The sequence below is a fragment of the Arthrobacter zhangbolii genome (assembly GCF_022869865.1).
GTDB classification, from domain to species: Bacteria; Actinomycetota; Actinomycetes; order Actinomycetales; family Micrococcaceae; genus Arthrobacter_B; species Arthrobacter_B zhangbolii.
Window position 1 is genome coordinate 2171787 of record NZ_CP094984.1, and the last position, 16620, is coordinate 2188406.

Below are 16620 nucleotides of genomic sequence, written 5' to 3' on the forward strand. Positions count from 1 at the left end.
ATTCCGGCCGTTCCAAAAAAGTTTTCATGTTTTTGCATCCAAAACGCCGGCACCGGAAGTAGTAGGGGTGTAAGTCAAACGAAACCCGTACCGGTGGGTGCGGCAACTGAAGGAGCACAGATCATGCGTAAGACCGCTTCCGCCCTCGCGGCCCTCGGAGTAGGCGCCGCCGCAGTTCTCTCGGCAATGCCGGCGCAGGCCGCTGACACCGATATGGCAAAGCTTTCGGTGCTGCACGGCGTCCCGGACACCCCCGTGGATGTCTACGTCAACGGCACGCTCACCCTGGATGACTTCATGCCCGGCGAACTCGCAGGGCCGCTGGACCTTCCGGGCGGCAGTTACGAGCTCGCCATTACCGCTGCAGATGCCGCGGACGCTTCCGCACCCATCATCGGCCCGATCTCCGCCGATCTGGCAGCCGGCGGGAATTACACTGCCGCCGCTAACCTGGATGCCTCCGGCAAACCCACGGCAAACCTCTTCACCAACGACACCTCCGCCATCGAAGCCGGCAAGGCACGCCTGACCGTCCGGCACGTGGCAGCGGCGCCGGCCGTGGATGTCCTGGCCAACGGGTCCCCTGTCATCGAAGGGCTGACCAACCCCAACGAGAAGATGCTGATGGTTGACCCGGGTACCGTATCTGCATCTGTTGCTGCAGCCGGCACCACGGACCCGGTGATCGGCCCGGCCGATCTGGCACTGATGGAAGGAACCAACACCATCGTGTACGCATGGGGCTCCCTTGAGGCCGGAAACCTGGCCCTGGCCACCCAGACCATTGAGGGTATGCACTCCAACCCTGCAGCGGTTCCCGGTGCACTGGAGCAGGTCGGCCAGTCCTCCAACCAGGGCATGATTGCAGCCGCCGCCACGGGTTCTGCTGCCGTCCTCGCCCTGGGCGCGTTTATGCTTCGCCGCCGTTCCGTCGCCGCCTCCGCAGGGAGCCGGTCCGAGGATAACCGCAGCTAGCAGTTCCGCCACCCCTTGATCCCCCGGGGCTGCAGCGCGTTCCCGCCCCTTTGAACGCTGCAGCCCCGGGGTCACCCCGTCCCGGAGGTTCCGCACCATGTCCGTCAAACCGTTCCGCAGGCTAGCCGCAGCAGTATGTCTTTCCGCCGCGGCCGCCATGGGGACCGCAGCTTGCGGTGGAACCGCAATGCAGCCCGGGCCTGCACCCGAATCCATACCCGCTACAGCCACCGAGCAGCCCCCAGCTGCTCCGGCCCCCGGCGCTACTGCACCGTCAACGCCCGTGCCGGTCCGCCCCGCAACGCAGGAACCCGTTGAATCGGTTCCCGATCCGGTGAGTGTAAGTGTGGAGGGCACTGGAATTGACTTGGAAGTAATCCCCGTGGGCCAGGAAGACAACGGTGCAATGACCTTGCCGGATAACCACTACCAGGCAGGGTGGTACCGGTTCGGGCCCGCACCGGGATCGACGAGTGGATCCGCCGTACTCGCGGCCCACGTTGATTCACGGACCGAACAGCTTCCTATTGCAGACCTGGACGAGGTTCCTGCCGGAACACCGCTGACGGTGACACGCAGCGACGGCTCGGTGCTGCGCTACACCACGGAGAAAGTAGAGAACATCCCGAAGGCGTCCCTGGGCGACTTCGATCTGTTCAACCGCGAGGGGGAAGCCCGTTTGAAACTGGTGACCTGTGGCGGCGAATGGCTCGATTCCGTGGGCGACTACGAAGATAACGTCGTACTCACTGCGGTTCCCGTACCATAGTGTCATTCCCAGACAGCTGCCGGGTTCCTGAGGCAGCCGTTCCTGAGTACGGCAGGAGTACGGCACTGATATCACCGGGCGGAAACCACCCAGATACCGCGATGGACCATGCCTTCGCGGCGGGGGACGAGGTGGCGCTGGCGGAGGCTTACCGCCGTTTCTCCCCGCTGATACGTTCCCTCGCCCAGCGGAAGCTGCTGGACGGCGGCGCGGCCGACGACGCCGTGCAGGAGGTCTTCATCCGGGCCTGGAAGTACCGCGAAAGCTATGCTCCCGATAAATCCACGCTTGCCGCGTGGCTGGTCGGAATCACCCGGAACGTGGCCGCAGGCATGGCCTCGTCCGCCGTACGTACTCCTGAAACACTGGTGGACAGCCCGGTCCAGCAGGGATCCCGTGCCGGTCAGGCCGGTAGCTCTCCGCACCCCGACCATGTGGCAGACCGCGTGGTACTCGATGCCGAGCTGGATCGTCTGGGCGAACCCCAGGGATCCATCCTGCGTCTTGCTTTCCACGAAGACCTCACACACCAACAGATTTCGGAGACACTGAAACTACCGTTGGGCACTGTCAAAAGCCATATTCGAAGAAGCCTGGTCCAGCTACGCGAGCGATTGGAGGTCAGCGATGCAGCATCTGCCATCTGAGACGCTGGCCCTGAATGCCTTGGGCGAGGCCAGTCCTGAGGAAACCGCCCACCTTGAGCAGTGTGCTCAATGCTCCGCCGAGGTGGCCGCCATGCAGCGTGTCGTCCATGCCGGGCGCATCCCCTCAGGTCCCGACGTGCTGCCCAGGCCGCCGTCGTCGGTCTGGGAGGGAATCCATTCCAGCCTTGGCCTAAGCGACGCCGTCCGCAGGGATCCTTTCGAGTCCGAACCCGGGCGCGACGACGACGCCGCCGGACTACGGGACACGCCGGAAGGTTCGCGCGCCCCTGAGCATGAGGCCGCTCCCCCGGCAGGGAAGGAGCGTTCCGACGCAGCTGCCACCTCCAATGCCCCTTCGTCTCCGGTTACGCTAAGTACCTTCCGGGACCGCCGGAACCGGCGCCGCACCCGTTTGCCGCAGATCCTGGGCGCAGCGGCAGCAGCTGTAGTGCTCGCCGCCGCAGGGACGTGGGGAATCTCCCGGATTCTCACCGACCGCTCAGAGGTGGTTGCCGCCGTGGACCTGACGCCGCTTCCCGCCTATGAGGACACCGGCCGTGCGGAGGTGGACCAGCGCCCGGACGGCGCACGGGAACTGGTGGTAACTGCCACCGGGTCAGACGCGCAGGGCTTCCGTGAGGTGTGGCTGATCGCTCCGGACATCACTCGCATGGTCAGCCTCGGCACAATGGAGGGCACCGAGGGAAGATTCACCATCCCGGCTAACCTTGACCTCGATGAGTATCCAATTGTTGACATTTCAGACGAGCCGTTCGACGGCGATCCCACGCACTCGGGCGACTCGATCCTCCGGGGCGTGCTGGAGCTCTAGCGGAGCGGGCCCGGTGCTGATGCCGGCAAACCCGAGCCGTGGCTAACCGGTGGAGCTGTTATCCGGCATCGGTGCCGAATGGTGGTCTCGGGTGCTGGCGGGATTCAGCCGGGTGCCGGCCGTGGAACCGGACCCCGCCGTGCTCCTGGCCGTGGCGGCTGGCGCGGCGCTGCTGAGCATCCCGCGGGCCACCTGGCGCTGGTTCGGGTTGTTCGTAACCTTCGTCCATGAACTCGGACATGCCTTTGCCGCTCTGATGACCGGACAAATGGTCAAGGGAATCCGGCTCCGCTTTGACCACTCCGGTGAAATGCGCTCCCTGGGCCGCGGCGGGTTCCCTGCCGCCTGGGCCGGCTTCTGGGGTTACCCGGTGCCGGCGGTCGTGGGAGCGGCGCTGATACTGGCCGCGTTCAACGGCTGGGCAGGTGCCGCACTGTCAGTCGGCGCGCTGATCCTGCTGACGGCACTGGTGTTCATCCGCAACGGGCAGGGATTCCTTATCGCCATCGCCTGTGCCGCTGTGTCGGTGCTGCTTGTCTGGTTCGCCGCCCCGAAAGTGGCAGGTTATGTTGCCATGTGTATGGGCACTGCCCTGCTGGTGGGTGCGGCGCGGGACTGGCTGAACGTCCTTGCGGTGCACACAAAGCGACGCCGTAACCTGGAGAGTTCCGACGCCTACATCCTCTACCGGCGCACCGGGGTTCCTTCTGCCGTTTGGCTCACGGGATTTGCACTGGTGATAGCAGCATCCCTGGCCGCGGTCCTCCTGGCCGCCGTGGCGGGCTACTCGGGACCCTGAATCCGGGGCCGCTGCGGGGTACGCCTCAGGCCTGTGCCGGGAAGGTCACGCGCAGCTCGAGCCGGTGCTGGCCGTCCTCTTCCTGAGTGTAAATCGCCTTGCCGGAGATTCCGGCCAGGTCATCTGTGCCGGATCCGGGAATGATGTGACCGGAGCTTGCCGTGGCCGTCCCTTCGGCCAGACCCCAGTGCTGGATGACCATGGTGCCCGTGCGGCCGGCGACGGTGCCGGCGAACACCTCGGATCCCACGTAGCCGGCGCCCACGGAATTCCCGGCCATAATCAGGTCTGCGACGCTGGTGCCGGTGATGTCGCCTTCAAAGATCTTCACTGCCCGGACAGTGGAGAGTTCGCTGTTGGTGCCCTCCACCTGGTAGGGGGTCGGTTCCCACTCCGAGACGTCAAAATCGGCCACGATCACTTCTTCAGTTAGGTCGGTCATAACACCAGTATCCCGTGTCCGGCGCCGGATTGCATGCCGGGCGGTGCGCGCCGGTAGCCTTATCGCTGTGCCCGGACGCGGCACGGCAACGGTTTCAACTAAGGAGCACCACCCTCGCATGTCCCGGAATTCGGCTTCCCTACAGCGGCGGGTACTCCGCCCGGCAACTCTCTGGACGTTTTTTGCGGTGGTGCATGCCGGCTTCCTGGCGGCCCTCTCGACGCGGATCCTGAACGGCGATGTCCTCAGTGATGTGTCCTTCTACCGCCAGTGGGCGTTCGACGGCCTGCGTGACGGCTACTGGGTGGGGATCGACGCCGGCTGGGTGTACCCCATCGGTGCGCTGGCACCGATGGTCCTGGCTGCTGTCTTCGGTTACTCCGCGTACATGTTCACCTGGTTCCTCCTGTTTACCGCACTTAATGCCGCCGGCGTCGCCGTGCTCAGCCGCCGGGCCGGCACCCGCGGCATCCACGCCGCCTACTGGTGGCTCGCGGTGACGGCCCTGCTCGGCCCCGTGGCTGTCGGCCGGGTGGACGGCCTAACCGCACCGCTGGTGATTATGGGGTTGCTGTTCCTGGCTACCCGCCCCGTTCTGGCCTCGGCGCTGCTGTCCGTGGCGACCTGGATCAAGGTCTGGCCAGCAGCCGTCATCCTTGCGGTGTTGGTGGCGTGGAAGAAGCGGCTGGTCCTGCTGTCCACCGGCGCTGCGGTGTCGGCCGTGATCGCAGTGGTGGTTGCTCTCTCCGGCGGCATCCGCCATCTGCTCAGCTTCTTTGGGGAACAGGGCGCCCGCGGCATGCAGATGGAGGCCCCGTTTACGACGCCGGGACTTTGGCAGGCGATCACCGGCACCTCAGACGCGTATATCTTCGAGGACAAAGTCATCAATACCCGCGAGGTCCGCGGCGCCCTCGGCGAGCCGGTGGCTGCGATGATGACGCCGCTGCTGGCGCTGGCCGCTCTTGCCGTCGCGCTGCTCCTGATCTGGGCCCTGCGCCGCGGCGCAGATTCACGGGCTCTGCTGATTGCCGGCTCGCTCGCCCTGGTCAGCGCCTTCATCGTCTTCAACAAGGTCGGCTCGCCGCAGTTCATGCTGTGGCTGGGCGCTGTGACCGCCGTCGGGCTGGCGTGGGAGGGCCGGGACTGGAAGGTCCCCGGCATCCTGATGGCGGCCATCGCAGCGTTGACCACCCTGGTCTATCCGATGTTCTATTCGGCGCTGTACAACGACCTGAACATTGCCGTGGCCCTGCTCCTGACCCTGCGCAACATCCTGCTGCTGGTCCTCTTCGGCTGGTCCCTGGCCCGGGTTATCAGGCTGACCAGGGCCGGCGGCGGACAGGTCAGTGCCGCAGCTCCCCCGGTGCAGGCGCCGTAAGCTTTTTGCGGAACAGCACCTTGGTCTTCGGATCCACAAAGATCAGGTAGAGGGCGAAGCCCAGTGCGGTCACCGCCGCAATCTGCCGGGCAGCAGTGAGGCTGAACTCGAAGTACGGCCAGATGTCCAGCTGGTCGCTGATGGCGTAGACCATAAAGAAGGAGACCAGCAGGTAGAGGGTCTTGGCCTGCCAGTCATCGCGCAGCCCGGTGACGGCGAACAGGGGAATCAGCCAGACCACATACCAGGACTGGATCATCGGGGCCAGCATCACGATGGCGGCGAAGGCCAGCGCCAGCCGGCGGATCAGCCGGCTGTACTCGCCTACGAACATCTGCCACAGCACAATGCCCACCGAGGCCAGCCGGCCGATGGTGTGCACGATGTCGGCCAGCGTCCAGCCCGGCAGCCCGAGGGCGTTGCCCAGCGTGGCCACGAGCATGCCGGCAAAGCCGACGGGCGCGTACCAGATCCATACGCTGCCGGGCGTGCTGAGGGCGCCCACCCAGCCGAAGCCGAACCCGTTGATCAGGCCCATGATCCACAGCAGCCCCAGGGAGATTCCGGCGGTCATGAACCAGTAGCCGAATTTCCGCGGCCAGGAGGCATTTTTGCCGGCCCACAGCAGGCCGATGAACGGCAGGAAGATGATGGTGATGGGCTTGATGCCCACCGAGAGTGTCACCAGCAGGATGCCGGGCAGGACCCGCTTCGTGGCGGCCAGATAAAGCCCGGCCAGCGCCAGGCCGATCATCAGGGCATCGTTGTGGATGCTCGCAATGAAGTTTGTGAGGAACAGCGGGTTGGCTGCGGTCAGCCAAAGGGCGCGGTTGGGGTTGATGCCGTGCAGTTCGGCCAGTTTCGGCACAAAGTAAATACACATCGCCACACCGACTACGGCGATGAGCCGGAACAGCAGGATGGAGGACTCCACCTGTCCCCCGGTGACGCGGACCACGAGTTCCTCAAGCCAGAGGAAGACGGGGCCGTACGGCGTCGGGCTCTGCGCCCACAGATCGTCCGCCCCGATCTGCAGATAGTTGGAGATCTGCGAATAGCCGTCCTTGTAGGGATTCAGCCCGCTCACCATCACCAGCCCCTGGGCGATGTAGGCAAAAACGTCGCGACTGAAGAGCGGCAGGGTCAGGCACATAGGCGCGGACCAGGCGATGATGGCCCGCATCACCACCGGCCGGGAGTCGGGGCCCCAGCCCTTCATGCGCTGCCCCAGGCGAAGCCAGGAACGGACCAGCAGCATGCCGCCCGTAGCCAGCAGCAGAACCGCTGCCACCGCACCGATCGGCTGGTCGAAGCGCAGCCAGATGATAACCGGGTTGGTCCGCAGGCCGGAGGCCAGGGACAGCCATCCGACACCGAACGAACCGGCCAGCATCATCATCGAACCGATGAACCCCTGGATGATTGCGACGTTCGGGCGGTCGGCTTTCGCTGTCTCCGGGCCAGGAGACGAAGGCTCGGTCGCAGGGACCTGGGCGGTCATCTACATGGTTCCAATCTCTGGGGGTTTCTGGTTCTGCGGGCCCCGGGCAGTTACATTCCTGCACCGTTCCGGCACCGGTTCTGAAGACGGGCACAAGAATGCCCGGGCACCGTCAATAGGCTGATATTAGCACCGCCGCCCGCACCTTCCCCGGCCGAATGCGACGCGGCCGCACTCAATCCTGTGAGCCCCGGCACGGTCGCATAGACTGAAGGTCCAGTCGTGACTAATGAGGCAAGGCGGTATTGGCTGTGGGGCGCCACCGGGCAGAACCTGTAGGGAAACCTTTTTCAAAACCACCGGGGAAAAAGGTCAGTACGTCCGGGCCGGACACGGCCCGCCGAACGTCCCGGCGCGCGGCCGGGGGCACCTCTTTGTCCGCCCGCAACCCCGAACTCATCTTCTGGGGCGCTTTCCTCACTGCGGTGGGCGCAGGGGCCATGGTGTGGGTCCAGGTCCCTCCCGGCATTGTCGCAACGGTTTCCGGGCTGCTTCTGTTCGCTTTTGGGATCACCTGGTATTTCAGCTCCACCCAGGATCGCTCCCCCGCCGCGCGGCCGGGTGCGGCACTGCCCGGTTCGGCACTGCCCGCTACGGCGCCACGCCCTGAAGCAGTACAGCCCTCCCCTGCGGCATCGGGACCGACGGCGGCCGACGGCGCCGCCGCAGCAACTCTGCCCGCCGCAGCAGCTCCGGCCGCCGCGGCAACTGCCCCGGATGATGCGCAGGTTTCCTCTCCGTCTCCGTCGACTACGGCAATTCCGGTACCGAACACGCCAGTACCGGATCTTTCGACTCGGGTGCCCGGCACCCGCCGCCACGCCCGCATGGGCGCGGTTGCAGTCCCCCCGCCCTCTCCGGGCCCCGTACGAATGGGCGCCGGGATGCCCGCAGCCGGGGGACGGCGCGCAGCGGCTGCACCGGTCTTTCACGAGATGCCGGCCGAGCCGAGCCGCTGGACCCGGACCTTTGGGCCGCCCGAGACCGGCCAGATCCCGCTGCAGCCCTATCTCTCCGGCGCTCCTGCCTCTTTTGCCACCGCAGATGCCGACCTGCCGGACAGGCGCCAGCGCAGCCACTCAAGCCTGTAGCCCCTCCGTCCCGCGGCGTACGAACGCGGTACATTGGGATTGTGCCGATAACTAATGAACGTATGGTCTGGATCGATTGCGAAATGACCGGTCTGGACATTAAGAATGATGCCCTGATTGAAGTGGCCGTCCTGGTCACGGACTCCGAACTGAATATCCTCGGTGACGGAGTGGACGTGGTGATCAAGCCGGACGACGCCGCCCTGGCCCAGATGGGGGACTTCGTGTGCCAGATGCACACCACCTCCAAGCTTCTGGACGAACTCCCGAACGGCATCACCATGGCCGAGGCCGAGGCTGCCGTCATCGAATACATCACCAAGTGGGTCCCGGAGCCGAAGAAGGCACAGCTGGCGGGCAACTCCGTCGGTACCGACAAGATGTTCCTGGCCCGTGACATGCCCGAGGTCATCGACTATCTGCACTACCGGATCATCGACGTGTCCACCATCAAGGAACTCGCCCGCCGCTGGTACCCGCGCGCCTACTTCCAGGCTCCGGCCAAAAACGGCGGACACCGCGCCCTGGGTGATATCCGGGATTCCATCAATGAACTCCGGTACTACCGTGAGGCCGTTTTTGTCCCGGCTCCGGGGCCGGACTCGGCGACCGCCAAGAAGATTGCCGCAGGGATTCAGGGTTAGCTCCGTCACAAAAGGCCCCTTGGAGGGCCAACGTGTCAGAAGCACTCAAAAAACCGTGTAAGCTTGATTCCGCTGCCTCAGATAAATGAGTCCGCAAGACCACTCGCCTGGACTTCGCGGATGAACGTTTGAGGCACATGGTGGGTATAGCTCAGTTGGCAGAGCGCCTGGTTGTGGTCCAGGAGGTCGCGGGTTCAACCCCCGTTACTCACCCCAATGAGGCTGGCGGTTACAGCTTCGAAAGGCCGCCTCGGATGATTCCGGGGCGGCCTTTGCTGTTTGTGTTTCACTGTTAGCGGCTGGCGTTCGCCTGACGCAGCCGTCGTGTTCCGGGCCCCGAGCCGGAACCGTCAGAACCACTACGCCTATGCGTGGCTTATCAATGAGGAGGCGCCGCCTTGGAGCGCAGACTGTTCGAAGAGGACCATGAGCTGTTCCGGGACGTCGTCCGGGAATTCGATGCACGCGAGGTCGCCGCCGGTTACGCGGAATGGGATGCGGCGCACATGATGCCGCGCCGCATGTGGAAGGCGGCCGGTGAGCAGGGCCTGCTGGGCCTGGCGGTTCCTGAAGAGTTCGGCGGAGCCGGAATGCCGGACTACCGTTTCCGCGCTGTTATGGACGAGGAATTTGCCCGGTCCAGCCACCTGGCCGTAGCCTTGGCGTTCCACCTGCATGATGATCTGGTCCTCCCCCACCTGCTGGCCTACGGGTCCGAGGATCTGAAGCAGCGCTGGCTGCCGGACATGGTTTCCGGTGACAAAGTCACCTCCGTGGCGTGGACCGAGCCAGGGGCCGGCAGCGACCTTCGCGGCATCCGCACCAAGGCGGTCCGTACCGACGACGGCGACTGGGTGATCAACGGCCAGAAGACCTTCATCGGCAACGGGATCTCCGGCGACGCGTCACTGGTCCTGGCCCGCACCGACGGCGGTGCCGGGCGCGGACAGCGGGATTCCTTCAGCATGTTCATGGTGGAGAAGACCGAGGGGTACAGCACCGGCCGCCAGCTGGACAAAATGGGCCTGAAGGCGTCGGACACCGCTGAACTGTTCTTCGACAACGTCCGCGTTCCCGCCGGCAATCTTGTCGGTGAAGTCGGACGCGGCCTGGAATACGCTGCCGGCCAGCTTCCGCAGGGTCGGCTGGCTATCGCTGTTGCGTCCTCCGCCGTGTCCCGCGCGGTTTACCAGGCAACCCTTGAGTACACCCGGGAGCGCAACGCCTTCGACAGCCGGGTGGCGGACTTCCAAAACACCCGCTTCGCGCTGGCGGACATTGCCACCGAAGTCGAGGTCACCGAAGCCTACGTCGACTCAGCCATCACGGCCTTCAACGAGGGCAAGCTTGACGCCGTCTCCGCCGCGAAAGCCAAGCTGTGGGCCAGCGAACGCGCCAAGTCCATTACCGACCGCTGTCTGCAGCTCCATGGAGGCTACGGCTACATCATGGAATACCCCGTGGCACAGGCGTTCCTGGCCGCACGGCTGCTGACCATTTTCGGCGGCACCAGTGAAATCATGCGGGACGTCATCGGACGCGACATCGCCCGCTAAGCCGAGCTCCTCCCGTTCAAACCATACGAAAGAAAGACAGCAATGACCGTTCGTCCCATCGTCATCCACGGAGAACCCGTCCTGCACCGCCGGGCGGCCGAAGTGGAAGAGTTCAATGACGAACTGCGTGCCCTGGTCGCAGACATGTACGAAACCATGGACGTTGCCAACGGCGTGGGCCTGGCGGCACCGCAGATCGGCGTCGGACTGCGTCTGTTTACCTTTGCCTACGAGAACGACGACGACGCCCCGGACCGCGGCGTCGTCATCAATCCGGTGCTCATCACCTCCAAGGTGCCCGGTTCGGCGCCGGACCCGGACGAGACCTCCGAAGGCTGCCTGTCCGTGCCGGGTGAGAATTTCCCCGTCAACCGGGCGGAGTGGGCCAAGATCAAGGGCTTCGACGAACACGGCTCCCCCGTGGAGTTTGAGGCGACCGACTGGTTCGCCCGCGTCATCCAGCACGAGTATGACCACCTTGACGGCAAGCTCTACGTGGACCGGCTGACGGACCGCTGGAGCCGGAAGGCACGCAAGGCCATCAAGGCGCAGGGCTGGACCGTTCCGGGCAACACCTGGATGCCGGGTGTTGATCCGGATCCTTTCGGCCACTGATCCGCGGGGGTGTCCCGACCCTAAGCCAGCTGCACCAAAAGCCGGGTGCACCAAAATCCGGCTGCACCACAATGAAAGGCCCGCAGGTTTCCCTGCGGGCCTTTCATTTCCAGTGCTCTGCTGCAGCTAGCCGGCGATGGAGGCCAGCGACTGGGCCTTCGGGTAGGCCGGCGGATTCACTTGTGCCATTTCCTCCAGCACACGGACCACCTGGCAGCTGTAGCCGAACTCGTTGTCATACCAGACGTACAGCACCAGGTTCGTGCCGTTGGAAATGGTAGCGAGGCCGTCCACGATGCCCGCACGCTTGGAGCCCACGAAGTCGCTGGACACCACTTCGGGCGAGTCGATGTAATCGATCTGCTTGTGCAGGGGCGAGTTCAGCGAGGTTTCGCGCAGGAAGGCGTTGACCTCATCCTTGTCCGTGGCCGTTTCGAGGTTCAGGTTCAGGATGGCCATGGAGACATCGGGGGTGGGCACCCGGATGGCATTGCCGCTGAGCTTTCCGGCCAGTTCGGGCAGCGCCTTGGCCACAGCCTTGGCGGCGCCGGTCTCGGTGATGACCATATTCAGGGCAGCGGAGCGTCCGCGCCGGTCCCCGTTGTGGAAGTTATCGATGAGGTTCTGGTCATTGGTGAAGGAATGCACGGTTTCCACGTGCCCGTTCACGATCCCGTACTTGTCGTTCAGGACCTTCAGCACCGGCGTGATGGCATTGGTGGTGCAGGACGCGGCCGTGATAATCCGGTCTTCATCGGTAATGGACCCGTGGTTGATGCCGTGGACGATGTTCTTCAGGTTTCCCTTGCCCGGCGCGGTCAGCAGCACCCGGGAGACGCCCTTGGCGGCCAGGTGCTGGGAAAGTCCTTCTTCATCGCGCCAGCGCCCGGTGTTGTCCACCACGACGGCGTTGCTGATGCCGTAGGAGGTGTAGTCCACCGTTGCGGGGTCGTTGGAGTAGATCACCTGGATCAGGGTGCCGTTGGCGAGGATGGTGTTCTTTTCCTCGTCTACGGTGATGGTTCCGTTGAACGCCCCGTGGACGGAATCCCGGCGCAGCAGGCTCGCCCGCTTGACGAGGTCATTCTCGGAGCCCTTCCGCACCACGATGGCCCGCAGCCGCAGTCCCTGACCACCTCCGGCCTTTTCCACGAGGATCCGGGCCAGCAGGCGCCCGATGCGGCCGAAGCCGTAGAGGACAACGTCAGTGCTGGTCCGCGCATCCGCCCCGCGCCGGCCGGCGACGTCAGCGAGTTCGGTGCGCAGGAATTCGACCAGGTCTCCGCCCTGTTCCTTGTATTTGTTGCTCATGCGGGCCAGGTCAATGGATGCCGCGCCGAGATCGAGCTCGGTCAGTGCCTTCAGCAGCGGGTAGGTCTCGGAAACCGGAAGTTCCGTCTCATCGATCTGGCGGGCGAAGCGGTGGGCCTTGAGGATATCGATGACCGATTTGTTGACGAGCGGGCGCCCGTGGACCGAAGTAACCACGCTGTTCTCCCGGTAGAGCCGCCCGATCAGCGGGATCATCGCCTCGGCGAGGGCCTCCCGATCCATCCAGGAATCAAGGCACGTATCGGAATTGGAGCTCACAGATCTTCACATCCTTTTCTCAGCCGGCACTGCGTTGTGCCGGTTGGCGGTATTCCCTACAAGTGTATTAGGACACATCAACCCCGCCGGACAGCCAGACGAGACGTTTGTCACAATGCGGAGGGACGGATCTGGCTGGACTGTCCCGTTGCCTTGTCCGCGGGCTCCAGGTCAGCCAGCTCGCGAACGCGTCGCAGCGGCCCGAACGCGGCAATCAGCGGCGCGAGGGCGGCAACCAGGACGCCGGTGAGGATTGCCCCCCGGATTCCGACGAGGTCCACCAGGAGCCCGGCGGCGAATGCGGCGATGGCGAGCATGCCCCACGTGACCATACGCAGGGCCGAGCCGAGCCGTCCGAGCATCTGCGGCGGGCACACCCGTTGGCGGAAGGTCGTGGAGACAACAATGTTGAGGGAAATGGAAAAACCGGCGATAAACAATCCGATAAAGCCTGCGGCCATGCCCCACCCCGGCGATATAAGAAGCACGCTCGCATAACCTGCCACGGCGGGAAACATGGAATAGCGCCATACCCGGCCGGAGCCGAAACGCCCGGCAATCCATCGCACGGAAAGTCCGCCGACAGTTCCGCCCACCGCTGTTGCTGCCGTCAGCAGTCCCAGCATGGCGGGGGTTTCCCCGAGGGACCGGATCACCAGCAGGACCAGCAGGGAAACCACTATGTTTCCGCCGAGGTTCCACAGCGCACCGGTGAACAGCAGCATCCGCAGGGCCACCGTGCTGAAGATGTACCTCAGGCCCTCCCCCATCTCCCGCAGGACGCGGTACTCCTTCGAGCGGGCGGGTTCCGGTTCGGAGAGGTCCAGCCGGATGATCGCTGCCAGCGAGGCCAGTGAGGCCGCCACCTGCAGCAGCATCGCGTTGGATGCTCCCCAGGCTGCGGTCACCCAGCCGCCCAGGGCCCGTCCGCCGGCGTCGCCCATGGCGCCGGAGCCGGTCATCAGGCCGTTGCCTTCAACCAGTTCCTCGCGGTCCACTGCAGCGGGGATAAGTGCCTGCTCGGCCAGGGTAAAGAAGACGGCGGCCAGTCCGGCGAGGAAGGATACCGTAAAGAGCTGAGTCACGGTCAGCACGTCCAGCCACCAGGCCACCGGCAGGCTGGCCAGCAGCAGCGTCCGCAGGGCCAGCGAGAAAACTATTATCGGCCGCCTCCGGTAGCGGTCCACCAGCACACCGATGGGAAGGCCGAACAGCAGCCATGGCAGGAAAGGCATACCGGCCAGGATTGCCACTGTCGCATTTGAGGCGTCCAATTCAGTGACCGCAATAACGGGCAGCGCGACACTTGTCACTGCGACACCGAATATGCCGGCCGTCGATGAAATCCACAACCGCCGGAAATTGGCGTTGCGGAATACCAACGGCCTGCGTGCCTCCGCGGTATTGGACATTGCCACAGAATAGCGGAGCGATGAGGAAAACCAGCCAGTCTGCGCCGGCGAATCGGCACATTGGCTGAAAGCCGCGGGAAAAAAGCCCGTTTTCGGCGATTACCCTTGCGCAGCCGGGCTTCCTGCTCCGAAAGGCACGGAGGGTGGACGGGTTGGCCGGTAAGCCGGGTTTTGTACACCGGATCCGTTACCGGAAAGGGTGCGGCAATCATCCATCTAGGACCGCCGTTGCCGGCGGCCTCAAGCGGCCTACCCGGACACATCGGGCGGGCAGCCCTCAAACGTGTCCTGTATGGCCTTGCTCCGGGTGGGGTTTACCTAGCCGTCCCGGTCACCCGGGACGCTGGTGGTCTCTTACACCGCCTTTTCACCCTTACCTGCAGACCTGCAAAACAGGCCGCGGGCGGTTTGTTTTCTGTGGCACTGGCCTGCGGGTTTCCCCGAGTGGGCGTTACCCACCACCCTGCCCTGCGGAGCCCGGACTTTCCTCGGCGGCAGCGGTACCCGTAAAGGCAGCCGCGCCAACGCGATTGCCTGGCCAACCCGTCCACGGTCAACTCTACCGTCCCGCAGCGGTTGCCCCGGACAGGGGCGCGTGCGCCCACTCGCGTACGATTAACCGGTGCTTATTCTGCTGCCGCCCTCCGAAGGAAAAACGCCCGCCGAAGCGGGGCCTGCCCTTGACCTGTCCCGGCTGCGCTTTCCGGTGTTGTCCGAGCCCCGGAGCCAGGTACTGAAAGCCCTGGCGGAAACCAGCCGCTCCGAAGACGCCCTTGCCGTCCTCGGCGTCGGAGCCACGCTTGCCGCCGAGGTGCAGCGCAACACGGTCCTTGACAGCGAACCCTGCGCTCCCGCCCACCGGGTGTACACCGGCGTGCTCTATGACGCCCTCGGCTACGACTCGCTTTCCGAGGAAGGCCGGCGTCGGGCTGATGAGGCTGTCCTGGTCGTGTCCGCACTGTGGGGAGCCATTGGCTTTGCCGATCCCATCCCTGCCTACCGTCTCTCGATGTCCGCCCGGCTCCCGGATACCGGACGGCTGGCGGCGTTCTGGAAGCAGCACCTGAGCGGGGTACTGGGCGGATATGCAGCCGACTCGCTGGTGGTGGACTGCCGCTCCAGCACCTACGCCGCAGCCTGGACACCGGCTCCGGAGGACACGGCAGCAGTAAACGTGTTCCAGGTCCGCGACGGGAAACGCAAGGTGGTTTCCCACTTCGCCAAGCACACTCGCGGCGAGCTGGCCCGCCACCTGCTGCTGCGAGGGGGAACCGAGCCGGCCACCCCGGAGCAGCTGCTGCAGGCAGCACAGGAAAAGTGGGAGGCCGAGCTGGTGGCTCCTGCCGGGCGGAAGCCCTACCAGCTCAACATCATTCTTCCGGAACAGCCTTAACCGGCAACCAGCTCCACTTCGAAGCCCTCTTCGTTCTCCAAATAGGCGGCATAGTGTTCCGCCCCGCCGGCGTGCGGGTGGCGGTCAGCGAACAGCAGGGTCCAGCCGTGGCTTGCGGCGCGCCTGGCCAGGAGCTCGACGTCGGCCTCCGAGCCCGCGCTGAAGGCCAGATGGTTCAACCCGGCCCGGCGGCGGGAGTACGGACCGGGCTCGACGTCGGAGCCCGATTCCAGGACGATATAACCCTCTGCACCCTGCCAGCTGGCGCCGGTGGACCAGGTGTCCCTGCGGACGTAGCCGAGGCGTTCCAGCAGCCAGCCCAGGGACTTTTCGGCTGCAGGAAAGTCGTTGACCCAGATCTCGGTGTGGTGCAGGCGTCCAGTGGGAGACGGCGCCGGGTCCGGAACCGGCGTCGCAGGCACCTCTGACAATGCCTGTTTCTGTGTCTGTGCCTGTGTCTGTGCGGCGCCCCGCGGCTTCCAGGGTACCCCCGCCGTCCCGGCGTCCATGGCCTCGTTGGAGAGCCTGTCCGCGTCCTTGTTCAGTTCGCGGGGAATCCACTCGTATTTCACCCGCCGCGGATTGACCACGGACCGGGCTTTGGCGGCGAGCTTCTGCATGTCCGCGTGCTTGATTTTCCAGCGCCCGCTCATCTGCTCCACTACGAGCTTTGAATCCATCTTGGCCAGGATCCAGCAGTCGGGGTCAATCTCGTGGGCCAGTTCCAGCGCGGCAATCAGACCGGAATACTCGGCGACGTTGTTGGACACCTTGCCAACGTAGGCGGCTTTCTCCGCCAGGATCTCCCCGGTCCCTGGGTCGCGGACGAGGGCTCCGTAACCGGCAATGCCGGGATTGCCGCGGGAGCCTCCGTCGGCCTCGACAATCAGGGTGCGCCGGGTCCCCGCGGCGGGTTCCCGGGCGGTGTCCTTTTCCCCGCCGGAAGCAGGCTCCGGGTCAAACAGTGTCACTT

Annotated in this window: 16 protein-coding genes, 1 tRNA gene and 1 other RNA gene; 12 read left to right on the forward strand and 6 right to left on the reverse strand. The window is 64.9% G+C overall.

The genetic code is table 11. The annotated features are described in order from the left end of the window. Positions 1-123: 123 nt before the first annotated feature. The 5 genes from MUK71_RS10105 to MUK71_RS10125 all read left to right on the forward strand — a co-directional run bounded on the left by MUK71_RS10105 (position 124) and on the right by MUK71_RS10125 (position 4022). The gene (locus tag MUK71_RS10105) at positions 124-975 is read left to right on the forward strand and encodes a DUF4397 domain-containing protein (RefSeq protein WP_227901530.1); all 852 of its coding nucleotides are present in this window, start codon (positions 124-126) and stop codon (positions 973-975) included. Positions 976-1162: 187 nt separating this feature from the next. After that, entirely contained in the window at positions 1163-1744 is a 582-nt protein-coding gene (locus tag MUK71_RS10110) for a class F sortase (protein ID WP_227927662.1), read from the forward strand. Positions 1745-1845: 101 nt separating this feature from the next. After that, a complete protein-coding gene (locus MUK71_RS10115) occupies positions 1846-2391 on the forward strand; it encodes an RNA polymerase sigma factor (protein WP_227901529.1) in 546 nt (181 codons plus the stop codon). Continuing rightward, entirely contained in the window at positions 2372-3223 is an 852-nt protein-coding gene (locus MUK71_RS10120; protein WP_227901528.1) for an anti-sigma factor, read from the forward strand. Before MUK71_RS10115 ends, MUK71_RS10120 begins: the two co-directional genes overlap by 20 nt. Before the next feature lie 49 nt (positions 3224-3272). Further along, entirely contained in the window at positions 3273-4022 is a 750-nt protein-coding gene (locus MUK71_RS10125; RefSeq protein WP_227901527.1) for a M50 family metallopeptidase, read from the forward strand. Between the two features lie 25 nt (positions 4023-4047). Here MUK71_RS10125 and MUK71_RS10130 read toward each other — a convergent pair whose 3' ends face one another. Next, positions 4048-4464 carry a DUF3224 domain-containing protein gene (locus MUK71_RS10130; RefSeq protein ID WP_227901526.1) on the reverse strand — a complete coding sequence of 139 codons (417 nt, stop codon included), beginning with the start codon at positions 4462-4464 and terminating at the stop codon, positions 4048-4050. 118 nt (positions 4465-4582) lie between these two features. Here MUK71_RS10130 and MUK71_RS10135 point away from each other — a divergent pair, with 118 nt between their 5' ends. Beyond that, positions 4583-5845, forward strand: a complete 1263-nt coding sequence (locus MUK71_RS10135; protein WP_227927661.1) for a glycosyltransferase family 87 protein — start codon at positions 4583-4585, stop codon at positions 5843-5845. Here the strand turns inward: MUK71_RS10135 and mptB are convergent. Further along, positions 5811-7346, reverse strand: a complete 1536-nt coding sequence (mptB, locus tag MUK71_RS10140) for a polyprenol phosphomannose-dependent alpha 1,6 mannosyltransferase MptB (RefSeq protein WP_227901522.1) — start codon at positions 7344-7346, stop codon at positions 5811-5813. The two genes, MUK71_RS10135 and mptB, sit on opposite strands and share 35 nt — an antisense overlap. A 374-nt stretch (positions 7347-7720) precedes the next feature. Here mptB and MUK71_RS10145 point away from each other — a divergent pair, with 374 nt between their 5' ends. The 5 genes from MUK71_RS10145 (at position 7721) to MUK71_RS10165 (ending at position 11252) form a co-directional block, all read left to right on the forward strand. Next, positions 7721-8437 (forward strand): hypothetical protein, encoded by a 717-nt coding sequence (locus MUK71_RS10145; RefSeq protein ID WP_227927660.1) that lies wholly within the window; start codon positions 7721-7723, stop codon positions 8435-8437. Positions 8438-8478: 41 nt separating this feature from the next. Then, positions 8479-9081: an oligoribonuclease gene (gene orn / locus MUK71_RS10150; RefSeq protein ID WP_227927659.1), complete on the forward strand. Its 603-nt coding sequence runs from the start codon at positions 8479-8481 to the stop codon at positions 9079-9081. Positions 9082-9221: 140 nt separating this feature from the next. Next, positions 9222-9297 (forward strand) — tRNA-His (locus MUK71_RS10155). Between the two features lie 182 nt (positions 9298-9479). Next, a complete protein-coding gene (locus MUK71_RS10160; RefSeq protein WP_227901520.1) occupies positions 9480-10637 on the forward strand; it encodes an acyl-CoA dehydrogenase family protein in 1158 nt (385 codons plus the stop codon). Between the two features lie 42 nt (positions 10638-10679). Next, positions 10680-11252, forward strand: a complete 573-nt coding sequence (locus MUK71_RS10165) for a peptide deformylase (RefSeq protein WP_227927658.1) — start codon at positions 10680-10682, stop codon at positions 11250-11252. A 126-nt stretch (positions 11253-11378) separates the two neighbouring features. On the opposite strand, the gene MUK71_RS10170 is transcribed toward MUK71_RS10165, so the two are convergent. The 3 genes from MUK71_RS10170 to rnpB all read right to left on the reverse strand — a co-directional run bounded on the left by MUK71_RS10170 (position 11379) and on the right by rnpB (position 14800). After that, complete coding sequence (locus tag MUK71_RS10170; protein ID WP_227901518.1) at positions 11379-12842, reverse strand: glyceraldehyde-3-phosphate dehydrogenase; 1464 nt, start codon at positions 12840-12842, stop codon at positions 11379-11381. Positions 12843-12952: 110 nt separating this feature from the next. Further along, positions 12953-14254 carry an MFS transporter gene (locus MUK71_RS10175; RefSeq protein ID WP_227927657.1) on the reverse strand — a complete coding sequence of 434 codons (1302 nt, stop codon included), beginning with the start codon at positions 14252-14254 and terminating at the stop codon, positions 12953-12955. A 144-nt stretch (positions 14255-14398) separates the two neighbouring features. Further along, positions 14399-14800, reverse strand: an RNA gene (gene rnpB / locus MUK71_RS10180) — RNase P RNA component class A. A 76-nt stretch (positions 14801-14876) separates the two neighbouring features. On the opposite strand from rnpB, the gene MUK71_RS10185 reads away from it, so the two are divergent. Next, positions 14877-15647 carry a YaaA family protein gene (locus MUK71_RS10185; RefSeq protein ID WP_227927656.1) on the forward strand — a complete coding sequence of 257 codons (771 nt, stop codon included), beginning with the start codon at positions 14877-14879 and terminating at the stop codon, positions 15645-15647. Here the strand turns inward: MUK71_RS10185 and MUK71_RS10190 are convergent. Next, complete coding sequence (locus MUK71_RS10190) at positions 15644-16618, reverse strand: reverse transcriptase-like protein (RefSeq protein WP_341482006.1); 975 nt, start codon at positions 16616-16618, stop codon at positions 15644-15646. The two genes, MUK71_RS10185 and MUK71_RS10190, sit on opposite strands and share 4 nt — an antisense overlap. Positions 16619-16620: the final 2 nt, after the last annotated feature.